General features: G+C 70.4%; 27 protein-coding genes. 13 read left to right on the top strand and 14 right to left on the bottom strand.

What is annotated here, in order from left to right; all coding sequences use genetic code 11:
• Positions 1–73 precede the first annotated feature (73 nt).
• Entirely contained in the window at positions 74–2,185 is a 2,112-nt protein-coding gene (locus ACFFQA_RS31405; RefSeq protein ID WP_377860207.1) for a diguanylate cyclase, read from the top strand.
• Between the two features lie 17 nt (positions 2,186–2,202).
• Here ACFFQA_RS31405 and ACFFQA_RS31400 read toward each other — a convergent pair whose 3' ends face one another.
• The gene (locus ACFFQA_RS31400) at positions 2,203–2,859 is read right to left on the bottom strand and encodes a transcriptional regulator (RefSeq protein WP_377860205.1); all 657 of its coding nucleotides are present in this window, start codon (positions 2,857–2,859) and stop codon (positions 2,203–2,205) included.
• 261 nt (positions 2,860–3,120) lie between these two features.
• Between ACFFQA_RS31400 and ACFFQA_RS31395 the strand changes: the two genes are divergently transcribed.
• A complete protein-coding gene (locus ACFFQA_RS31395) occupies positions 3,121–4,515 on the top strand; it encodes a pyridoxal phosphate-dependent decarboxylase family protein (RefSeq protein WP_377860203.1) in 1,395 nt (464 codons plus the stop codon).
• Here the strand turns inward: ACFFQA_RS31395 and ACFFQA_RS31390 are convergent.
• Positions 4,483–5,682, bottom strand: coding sequence for a trans-sulfuration enzyme family protein (locus ACFFQA_RS31390; protein ID WP_377860201.1), 1,200 nt, complete (start codon positions 5,680–5,682; stop codon positions 4,483–4,485). The genes ACFFQA_RS31395 and ACFFQA_RS31390 overlap by 33 nt on opposite strands.
• Positions 5,683–5,746: 64 nt before the next feature.
• On the opposite strand from ACFFQA_RS31390, the gene ACFFQA_RS31385 reads away from it, so the two are divergent.
• Complete coding sequence (locus ACFFQA_RS31385; protein WP_377860199.1) at positions 5,747–7,192, top strand: aminotransferase-like domain-containing protein; 1,446 nt, start codon at positions 5,747–5,749, stop codon at positions 7,190–7,192.
• A gap of 95 nt (positions 7,193–7,287) precedes the next feature.
• Positions 7,288–9,228: an N-acetylmuramoyl-L-alanine amidase gene (locus ACFFQA_RS31380; RefSeq protein WP_377860197.1), complete on the top strand. Its 1,941-nt coding sequence runs from the start codon at positions 7,288–7,290 to the stop codon at positions 9,226–9,228.
• Positions 9,229–9,834: 606 nt separating this feature from the next.
• Here ACFFQA_RS31380 and ACFFQA_RS31375 read toward each other — a convergent pair.
• Positions 9,835–10,626, bottom strand: coding sequence for an alpha/beta fold hydrolase (locus tag ACFFQA_RS31375; RefSeq protein WP_377860195.1), 792 nt, complete (start codon positions 10,624–10,626; stop codon positions 9,835–9,837).
• Between the two features lie 107 nt (positions 10,627–10,733).
• Here ACFFQA_RS31375 and ACFFQA_RS31370 point away from each other — a divergent pair, with 107 nt between their 5' ends.
• A complete protein-coding gene (locus ACFFQA_RS31370; RefSeq protein WP_377860193.1) occupies positions 10,734–11,429 on the top strand; it encodes a GntR family transcriptional regulator in 696 nt (231 codons plus the stop codon).
• Positions 11,430–11,433: 4 nt separating this feature from the next.
• On the opposite strand, the gene ACFFQA_RS31365 is transcribed toward ACFFQA_RS31370, so the two are convergent.
• The 3 genes from ACFFQA_RS31365 to ACFFQA_RS31355 are packed head-to-tail and all read right to left on the bottom strand — an operon-like array spanning position 11,434 to position 14,387.
• A complete protein-coding gene (locus ACFFQA_RS31365) occupies positions 11,434–12,915 on the bottom strand; it encodes a leucyl aminopeptidase family protein (RefSeq protein WP_377860191.1) in 1,482 nt (493 codons plus the stop codon).
• A 26-nt stretch (positions 12,916–12,941) separates the two neighbouring features.
• Positions 12,942–14,165 carry an alpha-hydroxy acid oxidase gene (locus ACFFQA_RS31360; RefSeq protein ID WP_377860189.1) on the bottom strand — a complete coding sequence of 408 codons (1,224 nt, stop codon included), beginning with the start codon at positions 14,163–14,165 and terminating at the stop codon, positions 12,942–12,944.
• A gap of 27 nt (positions 14,166–14,192) precedes the next feature.
• Positions 14,193–14,387 carry a hypothetical protein gene (locus tag ACFFQA_RS31355; RefSeq protein ID WP_377860187.1) on the bottom strand — a complete coding sequence of 65 codons (195 nt, stop codon included), beginning with the start codon at positions 14,385–14,387 and terminating at the stop codon, positions 14,193–14,195.
• Between the two features lie 81 nt (positions 14,388–14,468).
• Here ACFFQA_RS31355 and ACFFQA_RS31350 point away from each other — a divergent pair, with 81 nt between their 5' ends.
• Entirely contained in the window at positions 14,469–14,936 is a 468-nt protein-coding gene (locus ACFFQA_RS31350) for a pyridoxamine 5'-phosphate oxidase family protein (RefSeq protein ID WP_377860848.1), read from the top strand.
• Between the two features lie 149 nt (positions 14,937–15,085).
• On the opposite strand, the gene metX is transcribed toward ACFFQA_RS31350, so the two are convergent.
• The gene (metX, locus tag ACFFQA_RS31345) at positions 15,086–16,219 is read right to left on the bottom strand and encodes a homoserine O-acetyltransferase MetX (protein ID WP_377860185.1); all 1,134 of its coding nucleotides are present in this window, start codon (positions 16,217–16,219) and stop codon (positions 15,086–15,088) included.
• Complete coding sequence (locus ACFFQA_RS31340; RefSeq protein ID WP_377860183.1) at positions 16,216–17,538, bottom strand: bifunctional o-acetylhomoserine/o-acetylserine sulfhydrylase; 1,323 nt, start codon at positions 17,536–17,538, stop codon at positions 16,216–16,218. Before ACFFQA_RS31340 ends, metX begins: the two co-directional genes overlap by 4 nt.
• 137 nt (positions 17,539–17,675) lie before the next feature.
• On the opposite strand from ACFFQA_RS31340, the gene ACFFQA_RS31335 reads away from it, so the two are divergent.
• Complete coding sequence (locus tag ACFFQA_RS31335; RefSeq protein WP_377860181.1) at positions 17,676–17,942, top strand: putative leader peptide; 267 nt, start codon at positions 17,676–17,678, stop codon at positions 17,940–17,942.
• A gap of 40 nt (positions 17,943–17,982) precedes the next feature.
• Positions 17,983–18,501: an OsmC family protein gene (locus ACFFQA_RS31330; RefSeq protein ID WP_377860179.1), complete on the top strand. Its 519-nt coding sequence runs from the start codon at positions 17,983–17,985 to the stop codon at positions 18,499–18,501.
• A 57-nt stretch (positions 18,502–18,558) separates the two neighbouring features.
• Here the strand turns inward: ACFFQA_RS31330 and ACFFQA_RS31325 are convergent, their stop codons facing one another.
• Positions 18,559–18,846, bottom strand: coding sequence for a GlsB/YeaQ/YmgE family stress response membrane protein (locus tag ACFFQA_RS31325; protein WP_377860177.1), 288 nt, complete (start codon positions 18,844–18,846; stop codon positions 18,559–18,561).
• 78 nt (positions 18,847–18,924) lie between these two features.
• Here ACFFQA_RS31325 and ACFFQA_RS31320 point away from each other — a divergent pair, with 78 nt between their 5' ends.
• Together ACFFQA_RS31320 and ACFFQA_RS31315 are read left to right on the top strand one after the other, a co-directional pair.
• Complete coding sequence (locus tag ACFFQA_RS31320; protein WP_377860175.1) at positions 18,925–19,683, top strand: alpha/beta hydrolase family protein; 759 nt, start codon at positions 18,925–18,927, stop codon at positions 19,681–19,683.
• Between the two features lie 93 nt (positions 19,684–19,776).
• Positions 19,777–20,310 (top strand): hypothetical protein, encoded by a 534-nt coding sequence (locus tag ACFFQA_RS31315; protein WP_377860173.1) that lies wholly within the window; start codon positions 19,777–19,779, stop codon positions 20,308–20,310.
• Here ACFFQA_RS31315 and kynU read toward each other — a convergent pair.
• Positions 20,295–21,461 (bottom strand): kynureninase, encoded by a 1,167-nt coding sequence (gene kynU, locus ACFFQA_RS31310; RefSeq protein ID WP_377860171.1) that lies wholly within the window; start codon positions 21,459–21,461, stop codon positions 20,295–20,297. The two genes, ACFFQA_RS31315 and kynU, sit on opposite strands and share 16 nt — an antisense overlap.
• A gap of 15 nt (positions 21,462–21,476) precedes the next feature.
• Complete coding sequence (locus ACFFQA_RS31305; RefSeq protein WP_377860169.1) at positions 21,477–22,298, bottom strand: tryptophan 2,3-dioxygenase; 822 nt, start codon at positions 22,296–22,298, stop codon at positions 21,477–21,479.
• A 107-nt stretch (positions 22,299–22,405) separates the two neighbouring features.
• Here ACFFQA_RS31305 and ACFFQA_RS31300 point away from each other — a divergent pair, with 107 nt between their 5' ends.
• The gene (locus tag ACFFQA_RS31300; RefSeq protein ID WP_377860167.1) at positions 22,406–22,861 is read left to right on the top strand and encodes an Lrp/AsnC family transcriptional regulator; all 456 of its coding nucleotides are present in this window, start codon (positions 22,406–22,408) and stop codon (positions 22,859–22,861) included.
• Positions 22,862–22,916: 55 nt separating this feature from the next.
• Positions 22,917–23,510: a helix-turn-helix domain-containing protein gene (locus tag ACFFQA_RS31295; RefSeq protein ID WP_377860165.1), complete on the top strand. Its 594-nt coding sequence runs from the start codon at positions 22,917–22,919 to the stop codon at positions 23,508–23,510.
• A gap of 218 nt (positions 23,511–23,728) precedes the next feature.
• Here ACFFQA_RS31295 and ACFFQA_RS31290 read toward each other — a convergent pair whose 3' ends face one another.
• Positions 23,729–23,926, bottom strand: coding sequence for a hypothetical protein (locus ACFFQA_RS31290; protein WP_377860163.1), 198 nt, complete (start codon positions 23,924–23,926; stop codon positions 23,729–23,731).
• A 215-nt stretch (positions 23,927–24,141) separates the two neighbouring features.
• Between ACFFQA_RS31290 and ACFFQA_RS31285 the strand changes: the two genes are divergently transcribed.
• Positions 24,142–24,579, top strand: coding sequence for an acyl-CoA thioesterase (locus ACFFQA_RS31285; RefSeq protein WP_377860161.1), 438 nt, complete (start codon positions 24,142–24,144; stop codon positions 24,577–24,579).
• 12 nt (positions 24,580–24,591) lie between these two features.
• On the opposite strand, the gene ACFFQA_RS31280 is transcribed toward ACFFQA_RS31285, so the two are convergent.
• A complete protein-coding gene (locus ACFFQA_RS31280; RefSeq protein WP_377860159.1) occupies positions 24,592–25,008 on the bottom strand; it encodes a type II toxin-antitoxin system VapC family toxin in 417 nt (138 codons plus the stop codon).
• Positions 25,005–25,265 (bottom strand): type II toxin-antitoxin system Phd/YefM family antitoxin, encoded by a 261-nt coding sequence (locus tag ACFFQA_RS31275; RefSeq protein ID WP_377860157.1) that lies wholly within the window; start codon positions 25,263–25,265, stop codon positions 25,005–25,007. The genes ACFFQA_RS31280 and ACFFQA_RS31275 overlap by 4 nt, the downstream gene beginning before the upstream one ends.
• Positions 25,266–25,566 lie beyond the last annotated feature (301 nt).

Here is a 25,566-nt window from a genome sequence, read left to right as displayed (position 1 = left end):
ATGATTCGTTGCCGATACGTGATGTGCGCGGCTGCTGTCCGATCGGTTCGACGGGTGCGGATGAGAGGTCTCGATGAACTCCAGGGGCCCGAAGACGTTTCCCCGCAGGGCGTGGCTGGCGTACCTGCTGATCGGACTGGCCGGGGTCGGCGTCTACTACCTGATCCCCCTGGACGACGGTGCGGGCAAGTACGCGCGCGTGGCCATCTACTGCCTGATCACGTCCTCGGCCGCGATCGCGGTGTTCGTCGGCCTGCGCGGGCACCGACCTCGGGTGTGGGTGCCGTGGCTGCTGCTCGGGCTGAGCCAGGTCATCTACGCCAGCGCGGACGCCACGTTCTACATCTCGCACTACATCTTCGACGTGACCGGCTTCCCCGGCTACGCCGACCCGATCTACATCAGCCACTACCCGCTGGTGGTCGCCGGACTGCTGATGCTGATCCGCAGGCGCAGCCCCGGCGGTGACCTGCCCGGCCTGCTCGACGCCGCGGTGCTCGCGGTGGTCGCGGCCATGCTGACCTGGCTGTACCTGATCAGCCCACCGACGGTCTCGGAGTCGCCGGCGCTGGTCAAGGCGTTCCTGATGACCTTCCCGCTGATGGACCTGATCATGCTGGCGGTCGGGCTGCGGCTGCTGCTCGGGCCCGGCCAGCGTCCGGCGGCGTTCTCCCTGCTGTGCGCCAACCTGTTCGGGATCTTCGCGGCGGACACGGTCTACAGCCTGATGCGGCTCGGCGAGAACTACTGGGTCGGCAACTTCATCGACGCGATCTGGCTGGCGGGCAACCTCGCGCTGGGCGCGGCGGCGCTGCACCCGACCATGACGCAGCTGACCGACCGGGCGCCGACCGTGGACAAGAACCTCGGCCCGTCCAGGATCGCGGTCCTCGTGGGGGCGGCGCTGGTGGCGCCGGTGACGCTGCTGGTGCAGAACGCCAACGACTCGCTGCACGACATCCCGGTGATCGCCACGGCGTGCGCGCTGCTGTTCCTGCTGGTGATCGCACGGCTGGCCGACCTCGTCTCGGACCAGCGCAAGCTGGCGATCACCGACGCGCTGACCAAGCTGCACACGCGGCGGTTCTTCGAGGCGCAGCTGCCGCTGGAGGTGGCCCGCGCGCACCGGGGCGAGTCCTGCTTCGCGGTGCTGATCATCGACGTCGACCACTTCAAGTCGATCAACGACCACTACGGGCACCCCGCGGGCGACCAGGCGCTGATCGAGATCGCCGCCCGGCTGCGCAAGGCCACCCGCGCCGGGGACGTGCTGGCCCGCTACGGCGGCGAGGAGTTCGCGCTGCTGGCCCGCGACACCGAGCTCGACGAGCTGACCGGCATCGCCGAGCGGCTGCGGCACGAGGTCGCCAGCAGCCCGATCGCGGTGTCCGAGGAGACCTGGCTGGCGGTCACCGTCTCGGTGGGCATCGCCGCGTTCCCGCTGCACGGCTCCCGGCCGGACGACCTGATCGCGGTCGCCGACCGGGCGCTGTACTCCGCCAAGGCCAGGGGGCGCGACCGGGTGGTGATCGGCAACGCCCCCGAGCTCGGCCCCGGCCTCGGCGAGCACACCGGCATGATCGACTACCTCGGGCACCTCGCCGACGAGGTGGACGCGCTGCTGTCCACCTACGAGCACAGCAGGGCGATCTCGCGGTGGGCCCGGCTGATCTCCGCCGAGCTCGGCCACGACGAGAGCACGGTCCGCTGCGCCGAGCTCGCCGGGCGGCTGCACGACGTCGGCAAGATCGTGATCCCGCCGGAGGTGCTGGCCAAGCCCGCGCGGCTGTCGGCGGCCGAGTGGGAGCTGATGCGCCAGCACCCCGACCACGGCTACCGGATGGTCGCCGCGGTCCCCGGCTGCGACGCGGTCGCGGAGATCATCCGCCAGCACCACGAGCGGCCGGACGGCACCGGCTACCCGCTGCGGCTGCGCGACGAGGAGATCCGGATCGAGGCGAAGATCATCTCGGTCTGCGACGCGTGGGCGGCGATGCTCTCCGACCGCCCGTACCAGACGGCGCTGAGCGAGGACGAGGCCCGCGCGGAGCTGCGGCGCGGCCGGGGCACCCAGTTCGACCCCGCGGTGGTCGCCCTGTTCCTGGAGCTGCAGGCGAAGGGCACGGTCGGCGACCTCCGCAGGCTCCGCTCCCGGTCCCCCGAGCGCCGCCAGACCAACGCGTAGCGATCACCCCGGGACCGCTAGGCCAGGTCGGCCAGGGTGTTCCAGAACTGGTGCTCGTAGTGCTGGAGCAGGCGGACCTGGTCGGCGACCGCCTCGCCCGTCCAGCCCGCCGCCACGCCCGCGTCGATCGCCGCCTCCGCCAGCAGCGCGCCGCTGGGGTCCGGGTCGGCGAAGAGGTCGAAGAACCCGCAGCCCTCGTCGTCGAAGCCGTAGTGCTCGCGCAGGCCCCGGGACGCCGTGGCGCAGTAGCCGCCCCAGCCGCCGAAGCCCGCGACGAGGGTCACCAGCACGTCCAGCGGGTCGCCGTTGAGGGCGAGCGAGGCCACGTACGACGGGTAGGACTGGCAGCCCGGCTGGGTCTGGTAAGCCCGAACCGCCTCGGCGTCCATGCCGCAGTGCCGCGCCAGGACCGCGACGCGCTCCAGGGCGATCGCCTCGCCCGAGGCGAGCCCGGAGTAGAACTGCCGGGCGTTGGGCTCCTCGGCGCGGGCGGCCAGGGTGAGGAAGGCCCGCCAGTCGCTGGTGATCACGCGGTGCTGCTCCGCGGCGAGCGCGCCGACCACCTCCAGGGGCGCCGTGCCGGTCTCGATCAGCCGGATCAGGCGGTTCTCCCCGCCGGCCTCGTCGAACTGCCGCTGGGCCGCGGCCAACCGCTCGCCTGCCGAACCGGTCATCGCCACTGTTCTCCCTGAATCGTTGCGGGACACGAAATCTGGCGAGCGCAGCGTATGTCAGCGCGGGCGCTCGCTCCTGTCGGAGGGCGGTCTTATCGAAGGATCTTGATCCAAGAGAATCCGATACGTGAGCCAGGAGGCCATGGGCACCGAATTGGCCGTTGACCGCGTCGATCCGCACGGCGAAGGCTGGGGGTACGCCGAAAGGGGTACTCCGTGCCTTCCTCGTCAGAAATAGGTTTTCCCGACGAAAGCCACGAATTGCTCGAACTGGTCGCCGCCTGCCAGCGGGAGCTGCTGTCCGCACCGGCCGACGAGCCGGTCCGCCCCGGTGCCGCCGAGTCCGGGCTGCCGCCGATCGGGCCGCCGCTGCCGGAAAACGGCGTGGGAGCGGCGAAAGCGGTCACCGAGCTTTCCGATCGGGTGCTGCGCACGGCGATCCGCTCGGCGGGACCGAGGTTCTTCCACTTCGTCATCGGCGGGGTCACCCCGGCAGCACTGGCCGCCGACATGATCACCACGACGGCGGACCAGAACGTCGGGACGTGGACGAGCTCGCCGATCGGCTCGCGCACCGAGGACATCGCGTTGCGGTGGCTGCGCGAGCTCTTCGGGCTGCCCGGCGAGTGGTCCGGGGTGCTGACCTCCGGGGCGACCATGGCGAACTTCGTCGGACTCGCGTCCGCGCGCCGCTGGTGGGGCCTCAGGCACGGCGCCGACGTGGACCGGGACGGGCTCGCCGGACTGCCGGGAGTTCCGGTGCTGGCCAGTGGATACCTGCACTCCAGCGCGGTGAAGTCGTTGGGAATGCTGGGAATCGGCCGCTCCAGTGTGCGTTTTCACTGTGACGACACCGGTCGCGTCGACCTCGCCGGGATGCGCGCGGAGCTCGCCGGGCTCGACGGGGCTCCCGCGATCATCTCGGCCAGCGCGGGCGAGGTGAACACCGGCGCGTTCGACCCGATCTCCGAACTGGCCGACCTCGCGGAGGAGTTCGGCGCGTGGCTGCACGTGGACGGCGCTTTCGGTTTGTTCGCAGGGGTTTCCGAGCGGACGAGGCACTTGGTGGCCGGGGTGGGGCGCGCGGACTCGGTCGGCTCGGACGGGCACAAGTGGCTGAACGTGCCGTATGACTGCGGTTTCGCGTTCGTCCGGCACCCGGAGCTACTGGGGCCGATCTTCGCCAACGCCGCCGCGTACCTGCCGGGAGTGGACTCGGAACAGCCCAACTACGGCAACCTCGGCCCGGAGAGCTCGCGGCGCGCGCGGTCCTTCGCGGTGTGGGCTTCCCTTGCCGCATATGGCAGAGCGGGATACCGCAGGATGATCGAGGGCCACCTCGACCTCGCGCAGCGGCTGGCGGAGCGGGTGCGCGCCGAGCCGGACCTCGAACTGCTCGCCGATGTGCCGCTGAACATCGTGTGCTTTCGGTACCACCCGAACGGCGTGCCGGAGGCCGAGCTGGACGCGCTGAACACCGCGCTCGCCGAGGCCGTGCTCGCCGATGGGCGCGTGTACTTCGGCACCACCCGCTACCGGGGGGTGGTGGCGTTCCGGCCCGCCATCGTGAACTGGCGGACCGGACCCGCCGACATCGACCTGATCGTGGAGGTGGTCCTGGAGCTAGCCCAGCGCCTGCGCCAGGTCGGCCCATAGGTCGTCGGCGTGCTCGATGCCCACCGACATCCGGATGGTGCCCTCGGTGATGCCCGCCGCACGCAGCCCGGCCTCGTCGAGCTGCCGGTGGGTACTGGAAGACGGTTGCAGCACAACGGTTTCCACGCCACCGAGCGACGGAGCGAGCGCGGCGAGCCGAACCCGCTCCAGGAACGCGACAGCCGCCTCGTGACCCGCCGCGATGTCGAAGGTCATCAGCGAGCCGAAGCCGGAGAGCAGCTTGGCCGCCACCTCGTGGTCGGGGTGGCTGGGCAGCCCCGGCCAGCGGACCGCGCTCACGGCCGGGTGCGCTTGCAGCCGCTCGGCAAGGACCCGGGCGTTCTCGCACTGCTTCGCCTGGCGCAGCGGCAACGTCTGGAGCCCGCGTGCGGTGAGCCACGCCGCGAACGGGTCGGCGGACGCGCCGTAGTCGACCACTTGGTGCCACGCGGCGCGGTAGTGCTCGTCCTCGGCGAAGACCACGACACCGCCGATGACGTCGGAGTGGCCACCGAGGAACTTCGTGCTGGAGTGCAGCACGATGTGCGCGCCGTGCTCCAGCGGGCGGCACAGCATCGGCGACGCGAAGGTGTTGTCCACCACCACGGTCAGCCCCGCCTCGCGCCCGATCGCGGCCAGTGCGGGCAGGTCGTTGACCGCCGTCGTGGGGTTGGCGATGGTCTCCAGGTAGAGCAGCCTGGTGTTCGGGCGGATCGCCCCGGTCAGCTCGCCGGGATCGCCGGAGAAGGAGCTGACCTCGACGCCGAAGCGCTCCGCGAGGTCGCGCAGGATCGAGACCGTGCCGCCGTAGAGGGCGCTCTGCACGACCACGTGGTCGCCGGAACGCAAGCGAGACAACAGAACCGAGCTGATCGCCCCCATACCGGACGCGGTCGCCACCGCGGCGGTCCCGCCTTCGAGGTCGGCGACGGCCTGCTCCAGTGCGCGGATCGTGGGGTTGCCGTACCTGCTGTAGACGAACGAGCCGTCGGGGCGGCTGAGCGCGTCGGCGAGGTCGGCGGAGTCGGAGAAGGCGAAGCTGGAGGTCTGGAAGATCGGCAGACTCAGCGGTCGCAGGCCCGCCAGCTCCGGCCCCCGGACGTGCACGGCTCGGGTACTGGGGTCGACTGGTGGCTGATCGGCGTCGTACCGTTGCGATGAACCCATGACACGAGCTTCACGACCGGGCCCGGTTGACCGGCAGCACCAATACGGGCCAATTGGTGTGCCGATGAGAAACCTGTCCTGCGACGAGCTGGTGTCGCTGCTGGGCCGCTGGTCAGGCGGCCGGGGGGCGCTGTACCTGTTGCTGGCCGCGCGGCTGCGGACGTTGATCGACGAGGGCCGGATCGCGCCGGGCACGACGCTGCCGACCGACCGGGCGCTCGCGTTGGCGCTTGCCGTGGGGCGCAGCACGATCATCTCCGCCTACGACGTGCTCCGGCAGGAGCAGCGGATCGTCCGCAGGCAGGGCAGCGGGACCCAGGTCGCCGACAACCGCGCCCCCCTCGTCCCCGCCGGTTCGGACGGCGCCCTGAACACCCTGTTCCTGCACCTGCTCGAACCGCCGGACGACATCGTGCAGCTGAGCTGCGCGGCCCCGACCGAGCCGCCACCGGAGCTCCTGGCGGCCTACCGGCGCGCGCTGGACCGCTTCGGCGACCATCCGGGCGAGGACATCGGCTACCACCCCGCCGGGCTCGGCGAGCTCCGGTCGGCCATCGCACGGGTCTACACCGAGCGCGGTGTGCCAACGGGGCCCGAACAGGTGATGATCACCACGGGCGCGCAGCAGGGCCTCGCGCTGATCACCACGACCTTCCTGGCCGCGGGCAACGGCGTGGTGTGCGAGTCGCCGAGCTATCCCGGGGCGCTGGAGCTGTTCCGCGACATCGGCGCGGTGATCAGCGCGGCGGAGTGCGGGCCGGACGGGCTGGACCACGCGGAGTTCCTGCGGCTGCTGGCCGACGAGCGCGTCCAGCTGGGCTACCTGATCCCCACGCACCAGAACCCGACCGGTTCGGTGCTGCCACCGCTGGTGCGGCGGCGGATCGTCCGGCGCGCGGCGGAGCTCGGCGTGCCGCTGGTCGAGGACGAGACGCTCGCCGAGCTCGGGTTCGACGGCACCACACCGGTTCCGCTGGCCGGGTACGCGCCGGACGGGGAGATCTTCACCGTCGGCTCGCTGAGCAAGCTGGTGTGGGGCGGTCTGCGGGTCGGCTGGATCCGTGGCCCAGCCTCGCGGATCGCCCGGCTGGCGCGGGTGAAGGCGCTGCACGACATGGGCGGCCCGGTGCTGGCGCAGCGCGCGGTGCTGGAGCTGCTGCCGAGCCTGCCCGCACTGCGGGCGCGGCGGGCGGCCGAGCTCCGGCAGCGGCACGACCGCCTGCGCGAGCAGCTCGCCGAGAAGCTGCCGAGCTGGTCACCGCACCCGGTGACCGGCGGGCAGGCGCTGTGGGTGCGGCTGCCGCACGGCAGCGCGTCGGCGTTCGCCCAGATCGCCCTGCGGGAGGGCATCGCGGTGCTGCCGGGTCCCGGCTTCGACGTGCACGGCGGCGGGGACGACCACCTCCGGATGCCGTTGCTCGGCGGCCCCGCCGAGCTGACCGCGGTCGTGGACCGGCTCGCGGCGGCCTGGGACCGGTTCAGCCGCTCCGCCGTTCGCGGGATCAGCTAACAGCATTTCATCGGTAGTTAGTGAAGTATTGACGCACCTGGAGACGCCGACCAAGGTCGGAAGACGTCGAGTACCGGGTCTCCAGGAGGTCACCGATGTCCGTTTCCCCTGCATTAACGGGCACCGCGCTCGCGGCGGTCGCCGCGTTGGTGTTGCCGAGCCCGGGGGCCGCCGCCCCCGACCCCGGCCGCCAAGGCGAGTTCGCCACGGCGGCGAAGGAGTTCGGCGTCCCGGAAAGCGTGCTGTTGGGCGTCTCCTTCCTGGAGTCCCGCTGGGACACCAACGCGGGCGCTCCGAGCCGAGGCGCGGGCTACGGCCCCATGCACCTCACCGACGCCACCGCGCTGAACGTGGACGACCACCACGGCTCGGACGCCGAGGACCCGCGCGGTGACCTGAGCAGGCCGCTCAAGGCGGTGAACACCACGCCGAACGGCCCGATCCCGGCGGAGCTGCGCACGATCGAGGCCGCCGAACGGCTCACCGGCGTCACCAGAGCAGTCCTGCGGACCGATGCCAGACAGAACATCCGGGGCGGCGCCGCCCTGCTCGCCTCGCACCAGCGCGCGCTCGGCAGATCCGGGGCCGATCCCGCCGACTGGTACGGCGCGGTCGCGAAGTACAGCGGCGCAACGGATACCGCGACCGCCAGGCGTTTCGCCGACGACGTCTTCGAGGTGATCCGCGAGGGCGTGGCGCGCACGACCGACGACGGTCACGCGGTGCGTCTTGCGGCGCTGACCGATGTCAAGCCGGACACCGGCGTCGTGGACCGGATGGGCCTGAAACCGAGCGCTCCCAACGAGGCTGAGTGCCCGCGCGACCTCGGCTGCGAGTGGCTTCCCGCCGCCTACGAGCACCACACGCCCAGCGACCCGGCGAAGTACGGCAACCACGACAAGGCCAACCGGCCGGCCGACATGCCGATCAAGTACATCATCATCCACGACACCGAGGGCTACTGGGACACCACGCTCCGGCTGATCAAGGACCCGAAGTGGGTGAGCTGGCAGTACTCGCTGCGTTCCTCCGACGGCCACATCGCCCAGCACGTCAAGGCCAAGGACGTCGCGTGGCACGCGGGCAACTGGTACGTCAACACGCACTCGATCGGCCTTGAGCACGAGGGCTTCGCGGCGAAGGGCACCTGGTACACCGAGGCGATGTACCGCACGTCGGCGCGGCTGGTGCGGTACCTGGCGCTCAAGCACGGAGTCCCGCTGGACCGCGCGCACATCCTCGGCCACGACAACGTCCCGGGAGTCGCGCCCGCCAAGGTCCGCGGCATGCACTGGGACCCGGGCCCCTACTGGGACTGGGCGCACTACTTCGACCTGCTGAAGACGCCGTTCACCAGCCGGGGCGGCAAGCACTCCGGCATCGTCACGATCAAGCCCGACTACGCCACCAACCACCCGCCGATGTACGGCTGTGACGACAAGAAGCCCGCCGACCCGTGTCCGACGCGCGGCACCAACACCGTCTTCCTGCACACCGAGCCGCGCGCGGACGCCCCACTGGTCAAGGACATCGGCCTGCGTCCGGACGGCAGCGACAGCACCCGCCAGGTCAGCGACATCGGCGGCCGCGTCGACACCGGCCAGCAGTTCGCGGTCGCCGGCCGCTCGGGCGACTGGACGGCGGTGTGGTACCTCGGCCAGAAAGCCTGGTTCCACAACCCTTCCAGCGCTCCGGCCTCGGTATCGGGGACAGGCTTCGTCGTGACTCCCCGGCCGGGTCTGGCCTCCGTCCCGGTGTTCGGCATCGCCTACCCGGAAGCGGACGCCTACGAGGGCACCGGAGTGCCAGCACAAACCGTGGAACCGTTGCAGTACACCATGTCCGCGGGCCAGCGCTACGTGCTCGGCGACGCGTTCGTGCCGTCGGAGTACTACTTCGCCAAGGAGTGGGCAGGCCCGCGAGTCGTCGTGCGCGGCGATGAACGCTACTTCCAGGTGTACTTCGGCCACCGCGTCGCCTTCGTGAAGGCGGCGGACGTCATCGTGCTCCCCGGATCTCTCGGCGCCCCGCGCTGACCCACGCCCCGAACGACTCATTCAGGGCGTTGAGTGCGCTGAATGAGTCGTTCGGGACAGCCGACATGGTTACCTACTTGCGACCTGCGGAGATGTCCGAGAGACCCCGTATGAGGTCGTTTTGACCACGGCAACAAGCACGTCAGAGGCAGCCGCTACCGCGCGCGAAGCTGGTAGCGGCCGCCTCGCCGACTTCGGGCGCTCGGACCCGCGAGGTAGCCGGTAACACTCGCCGAGCACGACGCGCTATCGCGTTCTCTGTCGTGAAGGACGAGCGCAAGTAACCGAAGTCGTCACCTTCGTGCGCGTCATGCCCGATCTCGGACAGGCCCAAGTGGACAGTCTGTTGTGGACGGACAGAGCCGAACAGACTCGCCGCGCTGTACACCGCGATCGGCCCACAACCATCCCGTCCACGAGGTGCTGTTCGGAGTGCGCGGAGACGTCGGAGCCATCTTGTACTCCGCCGCGCTGCGAGATGCCCCTCAGCCGGATCGAGGCCGCTCTCACGGAGTTCTCGCGGAGACTCACGAACGGTCGACTGCGGTGGACTGGCAGTCCGTCGAGCAGCCCGGACATGGCTTCGATCCCGAAGGGCTGCTCCCGTTACCCGCGATCTGTTGCTGCCACCACGTCCCGCACAGTGGCCAGGGTTTCGTCCGGGTGGTCGAGGTGGACGCTGTGGGTCGCGCCCGGCCAGCGGAGCAGAGGCGCACCGAACGCGGTGGCGAGTCGCTGGTGGGCGAGTTGGATCGCCGCGTCGGGCTTGCGATCGGCCGTGACCACCGCCGAGGGCAGGCGGGGCAGGTCCTCCTCGCGCATCGCCCGGGAGATCTCGGTGATGCCGTGCACCGCCGCCGCCAACTGGGGGAAGTCCAAGTTCGTCCTCGCCAACGCGGCCGCGCAGTCCGGCCGGAGTCGCAGGCGCCGGGTTGTCCGCTTGTTCGCGTTGTGCAGGAGGGCGGCGATGAGGCGGGGGCCGAACGGGAGCGCGGCGAACCGCCTGGCCATGCCCATCGTGCGTTCCAGGCGGGCGCAGATGTCGGGGTTGTTGATCGGCGTGGGGTCGAGCAGCACCACGCCCGCGACGTTGTCCGGGAAATCGCGGGCGAACAACGTCGCCACCGCGCCGCCGAGGCTCTGCCCCACCACCACTACGGGACCGCAGCCGAGTTCGTCGACGAGGGCGTTGAGGTGCGCCGCCGCGTCGGTCAGCGATCCGGCCGTGGTCGAGGTTCCGGTGCCGGGGCGGTCGTGCTCGATCACGCGGCAGCCCGGCTCGGCGAGGAGCCCCTCGCGCAGGCCGGGGAAGAAGCCGTCGCAGGACTCGGCGCCACCGGGCAGCAGGAGCACTGGCTGCCCGCTGTCGCCGTACACCCGGACTCCGTCGATGGGCATGATCACTCCTGGTTCGGATTGCGCAACAATTATTAGAGTAATTGTGAGACAGAACTGCGGTATATCGTATTGACCAATAGTCGACAGTGCGGGGACAAGGGGCGGAAATGGCTGTGCCAGCCAGCAACGACAGCGGTTCGCAGACAGTTCCCGGGCGGGTCGCCGCGGCTTTGCGGGACGAGTTGCTCGACGGCGCCCACCCCGTCGGCACCCGGCTGCGCGAGGAGGACCTGGCCGAGCGCTTCGACGTCGGCAGGCACACGATCCGCTCGGCCCTGCGCCTGCTCGTCGACCGCGGCCTGGTGATCCACGAGCGCCATCGGGGAGCCGTCGTCGCGCCGTTGAGCAGGCAGCGCATCGACGAGGTCTTCGACTACCGCAAGCTGCTCGAACTCGGCGCGCTCCGCATGGCACTCGCGGCGGGCGCGGACCTGACGCCGGTGCTCGTCGAGGTGGAACGCCTTGAGGCGCTGGCCGAACGCCCGTCGAGCCCCTCCTGGCTGGAACTGACCGAGGCGCACAGCGCCATCCACCGCGCGATCGTCGCCGCGGCGGGCAACATGCACGTGCTCGACGCCTACCACCGGTGCGAGGACGAGGTGCGGCTGCTGCTCACCTTCGTCCGCCCGGACTTCGACGCCGCGCGGATGGCCGTCGTCCACCGGCAGTTGGTGGAGAAGCTCTTGCAGGGCGGCGGTGCCGCGGAGGAAGCCCTCACCGAGGACATCGACTTCACCGGCAGGGCCGCACTGCTGACCGCGTTGCACCGCGCGGAGGAGAGCGTCCGCTTGCTCGGCCACTAGGGCCTCACAACCGGTCGGCCAGTTCGATGAGGCTGCGCACGCCGTAGCCGGTGCCGCCCGAGGGCACGCCGTCGTAGGGCTCCCCCATGTTGAACGCCGGGCCCGCCAGGTCGAGGTGCAGGTACGGCGCTCCCACGGGGGCGAAGCGGCGCAGGAACTCCGCGGCCACCATCGACTGCCCCTGGGCCATGCCGAGGTTGGCCACGTCGGCGACCTTGGAGCGCAGCGACTCGGCGAAGTAGGGCAGATGGGGCATGCGCCACATGCTCTCCCCCGCTGCCGCCGCGGCGTCGAGCACCGCCCGGGTGAGGTCGTCGTCGGCGGAGTTGATCGCTGCCGTGCGCGGGCCGAGGCTGGCGATGGCGGAGCCGGTCAGGGTGGCGACGGTCAGGACCGCCGCAGCGCCACCGGCGTCGGCCAGGCTCATCGCGTCGGCCAGGGCGAGTCGGCCCTCCGCGTCAGTGTTGGCGACCTCGACGCTGGTGCCGTTGTGCATGCGCAGGACGTCCCCTGTCAGGTAGGACGTCGCCGAGGTGATGTTCTCCGCCAAGGCGATCCAGGCTTGCACGGTGCGCCGGCGCGGGCGGCGGCCCGCGTGCAGGACCGCGCCGACACAGGCGGCCGCACCGCCCATGTCCAGTTTCATGTGTTCCAGCCACGCGGTCTTGAGGTTGATGCCGCCCGCGTCATAGGTGAGGCCCTTGCCGACCAGCACCAGTGGCGGCGGGGAGTCGTCCCCGTAGGCGGTGAGTCGCACGATCCGCGCCGGTTCGGCCGAACCCTGACCGACCCCGACTATGCCGCCCGCTCCCGCCGCGACCAGGTCCTCGGTCGAGTAGACGTGCACCTCAACGCCGGCTTGCGCGCCCTCGGCGAGCAGCAACTCGGCACTGGCGGCGGGCCGCTTCGCGCCGCCGGGCAGGTTGACCCAGTCCCGGGCGAAGCACACCGAGCGCAGCCTGGAGTCCAGTTCCGCCAAGGCATCCGCGTCGGGCTGCCGTGCGCAGCTGAGGACGAGCCGGGCAGGCCGGGGTTTCTCGGCGTACCGGTCGAAGCGGTAGGTCGCCAGCGCCACCGTCTCGGCCAGCAACGGGTCCCAGTCCGCACCCACGCGCACGGCGACTCGGCCGCCGGTGAGGCCCGCGACCCCGGCGGCCAACGCGTGCCGCCGCTCGCGCAGGGTGATCCGCAGTTCGCCGGGCTCCCGCGCTTCGCGGCCGACCCCGACGACGAGCACCGCGCCGAAGGTCGTCCCCGGCAGGTTCACGAACCGCTGAGAGGCCCAGGCCGCCCGGTAGTCGGTGCGCTGGAGCGTGGCGCGCAGTGCCCCGCCGGTCGCGGCGTCGATGGCCCGCGCGTCCTCGGCGAGGACCAGGGCTCCGTCGTCGTCGAGCCCGGCCGTCACGACGACCACGTCGACGTCGAGCTCGGTCAGCGGAGTGGTCGTGGTGGTGAGCTCCGCGCACCGCGTGAGCGTGTTCGGCATCGGCGATCGTCCTTCCGGTCGGGGTTTCAGTGCTGTGCGGTTCCCAAGGCCACGTGGCCGGGAGTGAGATCGTCCACTGTGGACACACCGAGCAGCCGCAGAGTGCGCCGGACCTCGGTGGCGAGGATGTCCAGCGCGCGGTCCACACCGCGTTCTCCACCCGCCATCAGCCCGTACAGGTAGCACCTGCCGACCAGCACGGCGCTGGCCCCGAGCGCGACGGCGGCGACCACGTCGGCTCCGCTCAGCACGCCGGTGTCCAGGAACACCTCGGCCCGGTCGCCGACCTCGCCGACGACCACGGGCAGCAACGCGAGCGGCAGTGGCGCACGGTCGAGCTGACGACCACCGTGGTTGGACACCACGACGCCGTCCGCGCCGAGGTCGACCACGGCGTGCGCGTCCTCCACGTGCTGGATCCCCTTCACGACCAGTTGGCCGTCCCAGTTCTCCCGCAGCCAGCGCAGGTCCGCCAGGGATGCCGAGGGGTCAAACATGTGGTCGACCAGGTCGGCGACGGTCCCCTGCCAGTGCCGCAGCGAGGCGAACTCCAGCGGCCCGGTGGTCAGCAGGTTCAACCACCACGCCGGGTGGCGGGCCATGTCGGCCAGGGTGCGCGGCCCCAACCTCGGGGGGATGGTCAGGCCGTTGCGCACGTCTCGTAGCCGGGAGCCCGCGACCGGGGTGTCCACGGTGAGCACGAGGGTGTCGTACCCGGAGGAGCGGGCGCGCTCGATGAGCTCCCGGCTCGCCTCGCGGTCGCGCCACAGGTACAGCTGGAACCACCGGCGCCCCTGAGGCACGGCCGCCGCCAGGTCCTCGACCGAGGTGGTCCCCATCGTGGACAGCGTGTACGGCACGCCGTGCCGGGCGGCAGCACGCGCGACCGCGACCTCGCCTTCGTGGTGCATCATCCGCGTGAACCCGGTGGGCGCCAACACCAAGGGCAGTTCGGCCCGTTCGCCGAGGACGTGCCGACTCGTGTCTACTGTGGACACGTCGCGCAGCACTCGGGGGTGGAACACCAGGCCTCGGAACGCCGCACGTGCCGCGCGGATGCCGTGCTCGCCCTCAGCGGCTCCGTCCACGTAGTCGAACACCGAACGCGGCGTGCGTCTGCGGGCGAGCGTCCGCAGATCGGCGACGGTGTGGGCGTTGGCCAACCGCCGCCGCACCGGGTTGAGCTCGGGCAGGCGCAGGTTGAGCAGGGGGCCGACGTCCGACCACCGGGGCAGTTCTCGCCGTGGCACGACCTCTCCTCTCACCCGCGGACGAGTTCAAGGTACACAATCTTGACAGATATTGTGCAACAATCTTGGTGAGGGTGGTTCTGCCGTCAGCTCCAGCACACTGTTCGGCACCGCGGACTGAGCACCGCTGATCCCTTGCTGCGCAAGCTTTTCGCGGTGGCCGCGTTGTTCGAGATCGGTGGCGCGAGGCTGGTGTTCCTGGATCGGCGCTGCGGTGATCATGTACGCGCCCCGCGGCTGACCGCCGGGAAAATTCGTCGGTCCCTCGTGTCGATCCGGGGTCGTCCCGTTCGACGCATGGGTATGACTGACATCGTGGCTGAGCCGATCTCGACCACCAACCTCGACCGCTACGGGTCCGCGGCGCTGCCGTGGAGCCGTCCGTGCGACATCCTCGCCAGCGACACGCCCAAGGCCGACCTGACGTTCTTCGTGGCGACCGTGCGACCCGATGGGCGGCCGCACTCGGCGGGCGTGGGGGCCGTGTGTGTGGACGGCGCGCTGTACTTCACCAGCGGGCCGGGTACGCGCAAGTCGCGCAACCTCGCGGCGAACCCGGCATGCAGCGTGTCGGTGCGGCTGCGCGGCATCGACCTGGTGCTGGAGGGCCACGCCCACAGGGTCACCGACTCCGCCACCTTGGAGAACGTGGCGGAGGTGTACCGCACAGGCGGCTGGCCCGTTTCGGTGGAGGGCGAGGCGCTCACGGCTCCCTACAGCGCGCCCAGTGCGGGACCCGCGCCCTGGCAGCTGTACCGGCCACGGCCTTGAGCCTGTTCACCCAGGTTTCGAGGAACGCCCCGACTTCCGTCCTGGTGCAGCCACTCCACGCGCCGGGATGCCCTGAAGGGACCCTTCGGGGCACCCAGTGCCCTCAATGACTCATCCAGGGCAGCCAACGACCCAAACTCGTCATTGGCTCAGACCTGGTCGAGGAGGTCCGTGAGGAGGTGTCCTACCTGGTCGGTCTCGATGAGAAAGCCGTCGTGACCGTGGTCGGACCGCACCACTCGCAACGGCCCCGATGTCGGGATGCCTTCGGCCAGCGCGCGTTGCTGCTCCAACGGGAACAGCCGGTCGCTGTCCACACCGGCCACCACGGTCCGCGCCGTGACCCGCCGCAGTGCCGCTTCGACACCACCCCGGTCAAGGCCGACGTCATAGGCCGCCATCGCCTTCGTCAGAGTCACATAGCTGCCGGCGTCGAAGCGCCGCACCAGTTTCCACGCCTGATGGTCCAAATAGGACTCAACCGCGTACCTCTCCTCGCCCGGCTGGTGAGCGTGGCCGAACCGCGCGTCGAGCTCGGCAGGGCTCCGATAGGTGATGTGCGCGATCCGCCTTGCCAGGCCGAGTCCGACGTTCGGCCCCACCGGCTCGTCGTAGAAGTCACCGCCGTGCCAGGCCGGATCACCAGTGATCGCGTGCACCTGGGCCGCGCACCAGGCGATCTGCTCCGCCGAGGACACCGCGGTCCCCGCCAACAACAACGCCGACTTGACGCGATCGGGCTGGTCGACCGCCCACTCCAGCGCGCGCAGGCTGCCGAGCGAGCCGCCGATCACCGCGGCCCAGCGGTGGACGCCCAGTGCGTCGGCGAGTTGGACCTCGGCCCGCACCAGGTCCCGCAACGTGAGGACAGGAAACCTGCTCCCCCACGGTTTTCCTTGTGGCTCAAGGGAAGAAGGCCCCGTGCTGCCCTGACAGCCACCGAGTGCGTTGGGAGCGACGACGAACCACCGGTCGGTGTCCAGCGGCTTGCCCGGACCGATCAGCTCGTTCCACCAGCCGGGGGTGGGATGTCCGGGCTCGACCGCACCGGCGACGTGGCTGTCCCCGGTGAGCGCGTGCAGCACCAGGACGGCATTCCCGGCGTCCGGAGCCAGGGTCCCCCAGGTCTCGTACGCCAGCCGCGCGCCGGGGAGACTAGCGCCGCCCTGGAGCCTCAGCGGGCCGGGCAACGCGAAGAACTCGCGCCGCCCCAAGGGGTTCCCTTCCCGCCACGCTCCCGTGACGGGAAGGGAACCCGACGCTGTCGTGCGGATCAGCGTCATCCGCCGAGGGCTGACTTCGCTGCCCGGAACCCTGCGTCCAGGTCAGCTTTCAGGTCCTCGACGCCTTCGATGCCCACGGCGAGGCGTACCAGGCCGGGGGTCACCCCGCTGGCCAACTGCTCCGCTTCGGAGAGCTGGCTGTGCGTCGTGCTCGCAGGGTGCGCGACAAGGCTGCGCACGTCGCCGATGTTCACCAGGTGGCTGAACAGCTCAAGCCCGTCCACGAACGCGCGCCCCGCGTCCACACCACCGCGCAGCTCGAAGGAGACCACCGCGCCCGCGCCCTTGGGCAGGTAGCGCTGACCGAGGTCGTACCAGGGGCTGCCTGGCAGACCCGCGTAGTGCACGACCTCGACCTCGTCGCGCGCGTTGAGCCACTCCGCGAGCGCCTGCGCGTTGGACACGTGCCGCTCGATGCGCAACGACAACGTCTCGATGCCTTGCAGCAGAAGGAAAGCGTTGAACGGCGAGATCGCGGGCCCGAGGTCGCGCAGCCCCTGCACGCGCAGCTTCGCCGCGAACGCGCCGTGGCCGAGCACCGGCCAGTACCGCAGGCCGTTGTAGCTCGGGTCCGGCTCGTTGAAGCCGGGGAACCGCTCGGGCTCCGCACCGAAGTCGAACCTCCCGCCGTCCACCACGATGCCGCCGATGGCGTTGCCGTGGCCGCCGAGGTACTTCGTCGCGGAGTGCACCACGATGTCCGCGCCGTGTTCCAAGGGGCGCAACAGGTACGGGGTCGGCACGGTGTTGTCCACGATCAGCGGGACACCGGCGGCGTGCGCCACCTCGGAGACGGCGGCGATGTCGAGCACGTTGCTGCGCGGGTTGGCCAGCGTCTCGGCGAAGAACGCCTTGGTGTTCGGCCGGGTCGCGGCCCGCCACGCGTCGAGGTCGTCCGGGTTGTCGACGAAGCTGACCTCGATGCCGAGCTTGGGCAGCGTGTAGTGGAACAGGTTGTAGGTGCCGCCGTAGAGCGAGGCGCTGGAGACGATGTGGTCACCGGCCTGCGCGAGGGTCAGCACGGCCAGCGTCTCGGCAGCCTGACCCGAGGAGAGCGCCACGGCGGCGACCCCGCCCTCCAGCGCCGCGACCCGCTGTTCGAGCGCGTCCTGCGTCGGGTTGTTGATCCGCGTGTAGATGTTGCCGGGCTCGGCGAGGCTGAACAGGTTCGCCGCGTGCTCGGTGTCGCGGAAGACGAACGAGGTCGTCTGGTAGATCGGCACGGCACGGGCTCCGGTGGCCGGGTCGGCCTGGGTCCCGGAGTGCACCTGCCTGGTCTCGAAAGACCACCCGGACGTATTTTCGGATGCCTCGGACATGATTGTGCTCCTGAGGAGAGGTCAGCGAAAAAGGGCGCGCGGAATCGCCACGAAACCGAAAGACGGAATCGTGCTCACACAGAGGGGGACGAGCGAATGAGGAAGCCGGGGCTCAGCCCGCGCAGCGGCGACAGCCCATGCTGTTCACGCGGAGCAGATCCACGTGGAGGCGTCGTACCAGTCCATTCACGTCACCGAGGCTAACAGCGCGGTTCGCGGTCCGGACAGCACCGGCCCACGATGTGGGAGGAGTACCTGCTACCGGGGTAATCGAATTCCTTTTCCTTGACCGCGGACCGGCCGAACCCGACCATAGCGCGGTGAGCATTCCGCTCCTCACGAAAAGGCGCCACGTCGACCTGTGCCGGTCGACCACCTGCCGCTGTCCGAGCTCCCAGGCCTGAAGCGATTCCCTTTTTCCGTTCAGCCCCCAGGAGCACAGCCATGTCCTTGCCAGAAGCCACGTCCCTGTCAGAAGTCATCGACGCGACCCGCGACGCGGTCGCCGACGACGTCGGCGCCGCCGCGGTCACCTTCCGCGTCACCAACTCCCTGGTCCCCGGCACCGCGACGCAGGTCAGCGTCGAGGCCCGCGCGCACGGCTTCGCCGTCGACGAGCCGGTCTCCCTCGGTGGCACCGACCTCGCCCCCAACCCGGTGGAGTACGCCCTCGCCGCGCTCGGCTCCTGCCAGGTGATCACCTACCAGTTCTGGGCGGCACGCCTGGGCATCCGGCTCGACTCGGTGTCGGTCGCGGTGGAGGGCGACCTGGACGTGCGCGGCTTCTTCGGCATCGCCGACCACGTCCGCCCCGGTTTCTCCGCGATCAGGGTGGCGGTGTCGCTGACCGGGCCGGAGTCCCGCGAGCGCTACGAGGAGCTGCGCTGGAACGTCGACCGCCACTGCCCGGTGCTCGACCTGTTCCGCGCGGAGACCCCCACCAGGACGACCCTCGCCGCGTGAGCCGCGCCGGGACCGCTTGCCGTGACCTCTCTCCCCGGCAAGCGGCCCGGCGCACCCCTACCTGCGTGCGCGCCTGCGCCTGCGCTTCGGGGCGAGCTGGGCGGAGGCGACGGTGACTCCGACCGCGGCGATGCCGACCTGGATGAGCACCTCGATCCAGTCGACGCCAGGGGTCTCGCCGATGCCGAGCAGGGTGGCGACGAAGGTGCCGAGCAGCGCGGCCACGATGCCGACGAGGGCGGTGAGCCACAGGGGGATGCGCTGCTTGCCAGGAACCACGATCCGGGCGACCACCCCGATGATCATGCCGACGACCACGGCGCTGACGATGCCCGAGACTTCCACGTTCTCTCCTCGTTGACGCGAGTGCAGGGATGATCAGCTTCTCAGCACCCACCGACAGTCCTTTGCTAGCGTCCAGCCGTGACCGACTCCCGCGAGGTGCTGTCCCGCCCGGCCCCCGGCCCGGACCGCACCGTGGCGTACGGCGAGCATCCCGACCACGTCGCCGACCTGTGGTTCCCGCGGGGCGAGGGCCCGCACCCGGTCGCGGTGGTCATCCACGGCGGCTTCTGGCGCGCGGAGTACGACCGGGTGCACGCCCGGCCGATGTGCAACGCGCTGCGGGCTGAGGGCTACCTCGTGTGCGCCGTGGAGTACCGCCGCACCGGCCAACCAGGCGGCGGCTGGCCGGGCACCTTCGACGACGTCGCGGCCTTCCTGGGCGCCCTGCCCGCGCTGCTCGGCGACGACGCGGACCTGGGCCGCGTCGCGCTGATCGGGCACTCGGCGGGCGGCCACCTGGCGTTGTGGGCGGCGTCGCGGAGGGCGGTGACGGGAGTGGTGTCGCTGGCGGGCGTGTGCGACCTGGGGCTGGCCTCGCGGCTCCGGCTCGACAACGACGCGGTGGGCAATCTCCTCGGTGGCACACCGGAATCGGTGCCGGACCGCTACGAGGCCGCCGACCCGACGCGGTTCCCGCCCACGGCGGTGCCGACGGTGCTCCTGCACGGAGACGCCGACGGCATCGTGCCGGTGGAGGCCAGCCGCAACTACGCGGCCGTCGCCGGAGAACGCTGCGAGCTGCGCGTGCTCTCCGGCGCGGACCACTTCGCGGTCATCGACCCGCTCTCAGCGGCCTGGCCCGAAGTTCTCCGCGCCCTGGCCGATGTCCTGCGCTGACACCGTTTTCGGGCGGATGCCGGAGAAGTGGTTCCCTTCGGGCCTCGACGGCCCGGCCGGCGCGTCCAGGATGAGGCGCCAGGGGGAAGCGCCGTGACCGACACCAGCAACCAGAACTCTGGCAGCACCACCGGCCCCACCACCCAGATCGGGACCGTCACGGGGTCGGTGACGATCAACGAGGCTCCGAAGCGGGCGCAGTGGAGCGTGCCGCTGGTCATCGTGCTCGGGATCGTCGCGGTGGTGGCACTCGCGCTCCACGAGAACCGGCCACCGGCGGCGACCGGCGGGACTCCGAGCCTGAGCCCGCCGTCGACCACCCGCACCCTGGAGGTCCCGCGCTCCACCCGGAACGGGGCAGCGTGCCTGGGGACCGCACTCTGCCTCTACCGCATCAGGAGCGGCATCCCGGACCGGCACGACTTCCCGATTCCGTTGGACAGCACGACCTGTCACACCTTTCCCGAGGGCGATCGCGGCTTCAGGGCCGTCACGAGCGGCTCTCGGGAGTACAAGCACCTGCTCTACCCGGAGCCGAACTGCGGTGGAAGCCCCGTCCTCCTGGAGCAGGGTGCGACGAGGGACGACCTGCCGATCCGGTCCTACCGGCGTCAGCCCAGCACCTGAGCCAGGGTCTGCGCGGCGCGCAAGGCGTCGGCGTAGCGGCCGTACAGCGGGGCGAAGCCGAAGCGCAGCACGTTCGGCGGGCGGAAGTCGCCGATCACCTCGCGCGCGATCAGCTGGTCCATCACCTCCCGCGCTCCGTCGCAGGCCAGCGAGACCTGGCTGCCCCTCGACGAGTCTCGCGGAGTGACGACGGAGACCCGTGAGCCGACCAGCTCGTCGACGCAGTCGAGGAAGAACCCGGTCAGCGCAAGGCTTTTCGCGCGGACCTCGGCGATCGTCACGCCGTCCCACACGTCGAGCGCGGCGTCCAGGGCCAGCAGCGACAGGATGTCCGGAGTGCCGCAGCGACCCCTGGCGATCCCCGAGGACGGTTCGAACTCCTGCGACATCGCGAACGGCTCGCTGTGCCCGTTCCACCCCGCCAGCGGCTGGTCGAAGCTCGCCTGCAAACGCGTTGGCACGTAAAGAAAAGCCGGTGACCCAGGACCGCCGTTGAGGAACTTGTACGTGCAGCCGACCGCGAGGTCCACCCCGTGTGCGTCGAGATCGACCGGCAGAGCGCCCGCGCTGTGGCAGAGGTCCCACAGCATCAGCGCGCCCGCGTCGTGCGCCTGGGCGGTGATCGCGCCGACGTCGTATGCGCGGCCCGTGCGGTAGTCCACCTGGTTGGCCAGCACGACCGCTGTGTTCTCGTTGAGCCCCAACGAGTCCAGGGGCGCCGGGCGGATCACCGCACCGGTAAGCCGGGCCACCGAGGTGGCGATGTAGCCGTCTGTGGGGAACGTCGCGGCGTCGACCACGATCTCGTCGCGCCCCGACGCCAATCGCATCGCCGCGACGAGCGCCTTGAACAGGTTCGCACTGGTGGAGTCGCCGACGACGACCTGGCCGGGTGCCGCGCCGACCAGCGGGGCGATGCGGTCGCCGACGCGCTCCGGCGCGGTCCACCAGCCCTCCCCCCAGGAGCGGATCAGCCTGCGGCCCCACTGGTGGCGGACCACCTCCTCCATCCGTTCCGCCACCGATCGGGGCGGCGCGCCGAGGGAGTTGCCGTCGAGGTAGACCACGGAGTCGTCGAGGTCGAACAGCGTGCGCCGGTCGGCCAGCGGGTCGGTCGCGTCGAGCTCGCGGGCGCGCTCGGTCAGGGACATCGGTTTCTGCTCCAGTCAGCCGACGTAGCTGCGGGCGGTCCACAGCTCGGGGAACACCGTGCGCTGGGTGCGCTTCTCCAACCAGGCGACGCCCGCCGAGCCGCCGGTGCCCGCCTTCGAGCCCATCGCGCGGCGGGTGGCGAGCAGGTGGTCGTAGCGCCAGCGGGCGAACTCCTCGGCGATGTCGGTGAGCACCTCGCCGAGCTGCTGCGTGTCGTGGTGCTCCGCGCGCGAGGAGTAGATCAGCGTCCACACCCGCTCGACACCCTCGTTGGCCTCGTAGACGCGGCCGCGGTCGCGCTCAAGGACCTCCGTCGGCACCGCGTAACCGCGTCGGTGCAGGTAGGCGAGCACGTCGTCGTAGAGGCTCGGCGCGTGCAGCGCGGCCTCCAGCGCCGCCTCGACGTCGGGCACTGCGCGGTGCGGAACGATCATGGAGGCGGACTTCTCGCCGAGCAGGAACTCCATGCGCCGGTACATCGCCGACTGGAACCCGGAGCCTTCGCCGAGGTTGCCGCGGAAGGCGTTGAACTCCTCCGGCGTCATCCTGGCGATCGAGCGCCACGCCGCGTTGACGCCCTGGAGGTGCAGCACGCTGCGGTGCAGCGTGCGACGCGCGGAGTCGAGGTCGTCGGCGCGCAGCTCCTGCTGGGCCTGCTGCCACTCGAAGCACAGCAGGCCGAAGTACAGCTCCATGATCTGGGTGATCACCAGGAAGGACATTTCGCCCGGATCGGTCGACCAGCGCTGCTGCAACGAGTGCAGCACCGAGGCGTGCACGTAGTCCTCGTAGGGAGTCGTGCCCGCGAAGTCCAGGTTGGGCTCTTGGGTCTTCACGCGCACCATGCTGCTCTCCGGACCGGCCTCGTGGAATGGCCGTCGACGGTCAATGCGGCCCTTGTGCTTTCCGGCCGGAAACGGATCGCCGACCTAGGCTTATGTTCATGAACACGCCGCTCGACAAGGTCGACTGGGCCCTGCTCGAAGCCCTGCAGGAGGACGCCCGGCTGTCCTACAACGAGCTGTCCCGCCGGGTGCACGTCTCCGCCCCGACCGTGGCGCAGCGGGTGCGGCGACTGGAGGCGGCCGGGGTCATCCAGGGCTACCACGCGCACGTGGACCCGACGGCCGCCGGACGGCCGGTGATCGCGCTCGTGCGGATGAAGTGCTACGGGGCGCGGTGCATCACGGTGCACCCGGAGCTGCTCGCGGACTGCCCCGAGGTGATGGAGGTCGTGCGGCTGACCGGCGACATCTGCTCGGTGGTGAAGGTCGCCGCGCCGACGATCCGGGGGCTGGAGCAGCTGCTGGAGCGGCTCTCCCGCTACGGCGAGACGTCGAGCGCGATGGTGCTGTCCACGCCGATCGGCTGGCGACCGGTCGCCCCGCCCTCGGACTGACACCAATAACAAGAAACCTTGCTAAGGACTCCTTTAGCAAGCTACCTTGCTATGCATGGCACCCGAGAAGCACCGCAACATCCAGGACCCCAAGCAGCTGCGCGCGCTGGCGCACCCGCTGCGCTGGAAGATCATCGACCTGCTCACCATCGAGGGGCAGGCCACCGCGACGCGCTGCGCCGAGGCGCTGGACGAGAGCGTCGCGAGCTGCTCCTACCACCTGAACATGCTGGCCAAGTACGACTACATCGAGCAGGCACCGGGCGGACAGGGCCGCGAGAAGCCGTGGCGGATGACCAGCTATGAGCAGTCGTGGGGCATCGACTTCCACAAGTCAAGCCCGGAGATGGTTGCGGCAGGCGAGGCCGCGAGCGAGACGTTCCTCGACTACGAGCTCACGCGGATGAAGAGGGCACTGCGACGAGGCTCCTCCGAGCCGAAGTCCTGGCGCAGCGCGAACAGGGCCGCCGCGACCGTCGCGTTCGTGACGCTGGAAGAGCTGGCCGAGATGCACACCGAGATCGAGGCCGTCATGCGGCGCTACCAGGACCGCATCGACAACCCCGACCTGCGCCCGGAGGGGCACCGGGCCGTGCGCGTGTTCACCGCGACCACCCTCGCCGACACCGACAAGCAGGCGGAGGGCTGAGCCATGGATCCGTTACAGCTGCACAGGATGCACCAGTACCGAGAGCGCGAGCTGCACGAGCAGGCACGTCGGCGCAGCCTGATCCGACGCCTGCTGGCGATGCGAAAACCGTTGCGCTACAGAGAAGTTCGGGGCGCGAGCCCCGGCACCTCGCCAGACATGGCGCCCGATGACCGGAACGGAGGTGCAGGGCTTCGCGGGACCTCAGCCGGGTCGTCCTATGTGGACGAACGCTCAGCGACGACGCTGAGCGGTTCGTCATCACCCCTGCGCGAACCGCGCCGCTCCTTGCGCAGCGCGCGGTCCAGGCTCTTCGCCAGCATCGCGCAGGCCACAACGGCCGCAACGACGGCGACTACCGCCAATACCAGGGTGAACACGTTCGACCACGCGATACTGTTGACCCACTCCTCCATCGCGACACCTCCTGCTGGGTAATAGACCAGTTTAGGCTGTTTTGAACAGGAGGAGAACACCCGTTGACGGGGTTCCACCGGACAGCTGGCACGACACCTCGGCATCTCCCTGTACGGCAACGTGATCCGTCATCGTACGGTTACCCCGGGAACACCCCGCCGCGACCAACCGGCGGAGTATGTCCACAAAGGACCGTCGAGACGAGGGAGCGGACGTGACCGAACCGGTGGGCGACCCGGCCAGCATCGTGGTGCAGCGCAGGGTCGAGTGGACCGACACGGACGCGACCGGCCACTACCACCACTCCACGGTGATCCGCTGGGTCGAGGCGGCCGAGGCGACGCTGCACGAACGCCTCGGCATCGCCGAGCTCTTCGCCACGATCCCGCGAGTGCGCTACGAGGTCGACTACGTGGCGCGGCTGTGGTTCCGCGACCTGGTGGACATCTCGCTGCGCGTCGCGAACGTCGGCAGGGCGTCGGTGACGTACAAGTTCGAGATCCGCAGGAACGGCGAGGTCGCCGCGCGCGGCGGGTTGGTCGCGGTGCACGCTCCGCTGGAGACGCCCGGAACACGCGAGTGGCCGGCCGGGGTCCGCGTACTGCTGGAGTCCGCGGGCGCCCAGCCCGCAGAACTCCTCCGCCGCGCCTAGCGAACGTCCTGCTCAGGCCCCGGACTCGAAGGGGTTGAGCAACCGAACTCCGGTCGCGACGACATCAGCCGTGTTGCGAGTGACGAGGGTCCACCCGTGCGACAGCGCCGTCGCCGCCAGCAGCCCGTCGATGACCGGAACCGGGTCGGGCACGTTGAGACGACCCCAAGTCCCCGCGACTTCGACGGTCACCGGGACTATCCGATCCGCGTAGGTGTGGACCAACTGCCCGAGCCAGCGTTCGAAGACCTCGGCCTGCCGCGGGTCACGACGAGCAAGCCGGTCGATCCCCTGCCTGATCTCTCCGACGACCAGAACGCTGAGGAACAGCTCGTGCGCCGGGACGGACGCGAACCACGCGGCCACCCCGGGGTTCGGCGTCTTCTTGCGGACCTCGGACACGACGTTCGTGTCGAGAAGGAAGCTCACGGACCCTCACTGAAGTCGACAACGCTCGCGGGCTCCCTGGAGCGACTGATCTCCAGCGAGTCGAGGTCCGGCCCCGCGCTCAGGAACTCCTTGAAGCCCTGGACGTCGCCGCGCAGACGGCGGTACTCGGCGATGCCGATGACCACCGCCACCTCCTCGCCGTGCCTGGTGACGAACTGGGGCCCGTCGACCTCGACAGACCTGACCAGCTCACTGAAGCGCTGCTTGGCCTCCTGGACCTGCCAATGACCTGCCATGTCGCCCCCTTCAACATCTAGACAGTCTAGACAGATATGGCGCCCCTGTCAGCCTCCGCCGCGCCCAGCGCCCGTCCTGCAAGCCGTCCCGATCCCCCGAGCTAGCGCCCCCGCGCCCCCGCCCCAGTTGGCGCCCCCGTGCCCCCGTTGGCGTGGTCGAGGTTTCGCGTTTTGTCACCTTGATGCGCGAAAGAGCGCTCTCATTTCGCATCAAGGTGACAAAACGCGAAAGGAGGGCGCCAGGGGGTGGTGAGGGGGTGGCGAGGGGGTGGCGAGGGGGTGGCGAGGGGGTGGCGAGGGG

It is taken from the genome of Allokutzneria oryzae, assembly GCF_042429765.1.
Lineage (GTDB): Bacteria > Actinomycetota > Actinomycetes > Mycobacteriales > Pseudonocardiaceae > Allokutzneria > Allokutzneria oryzae.
Note: the sequence above shows the minus strand (reverse complement) of the source record. Positions and strands in the feature narration are given on the sequence as shown.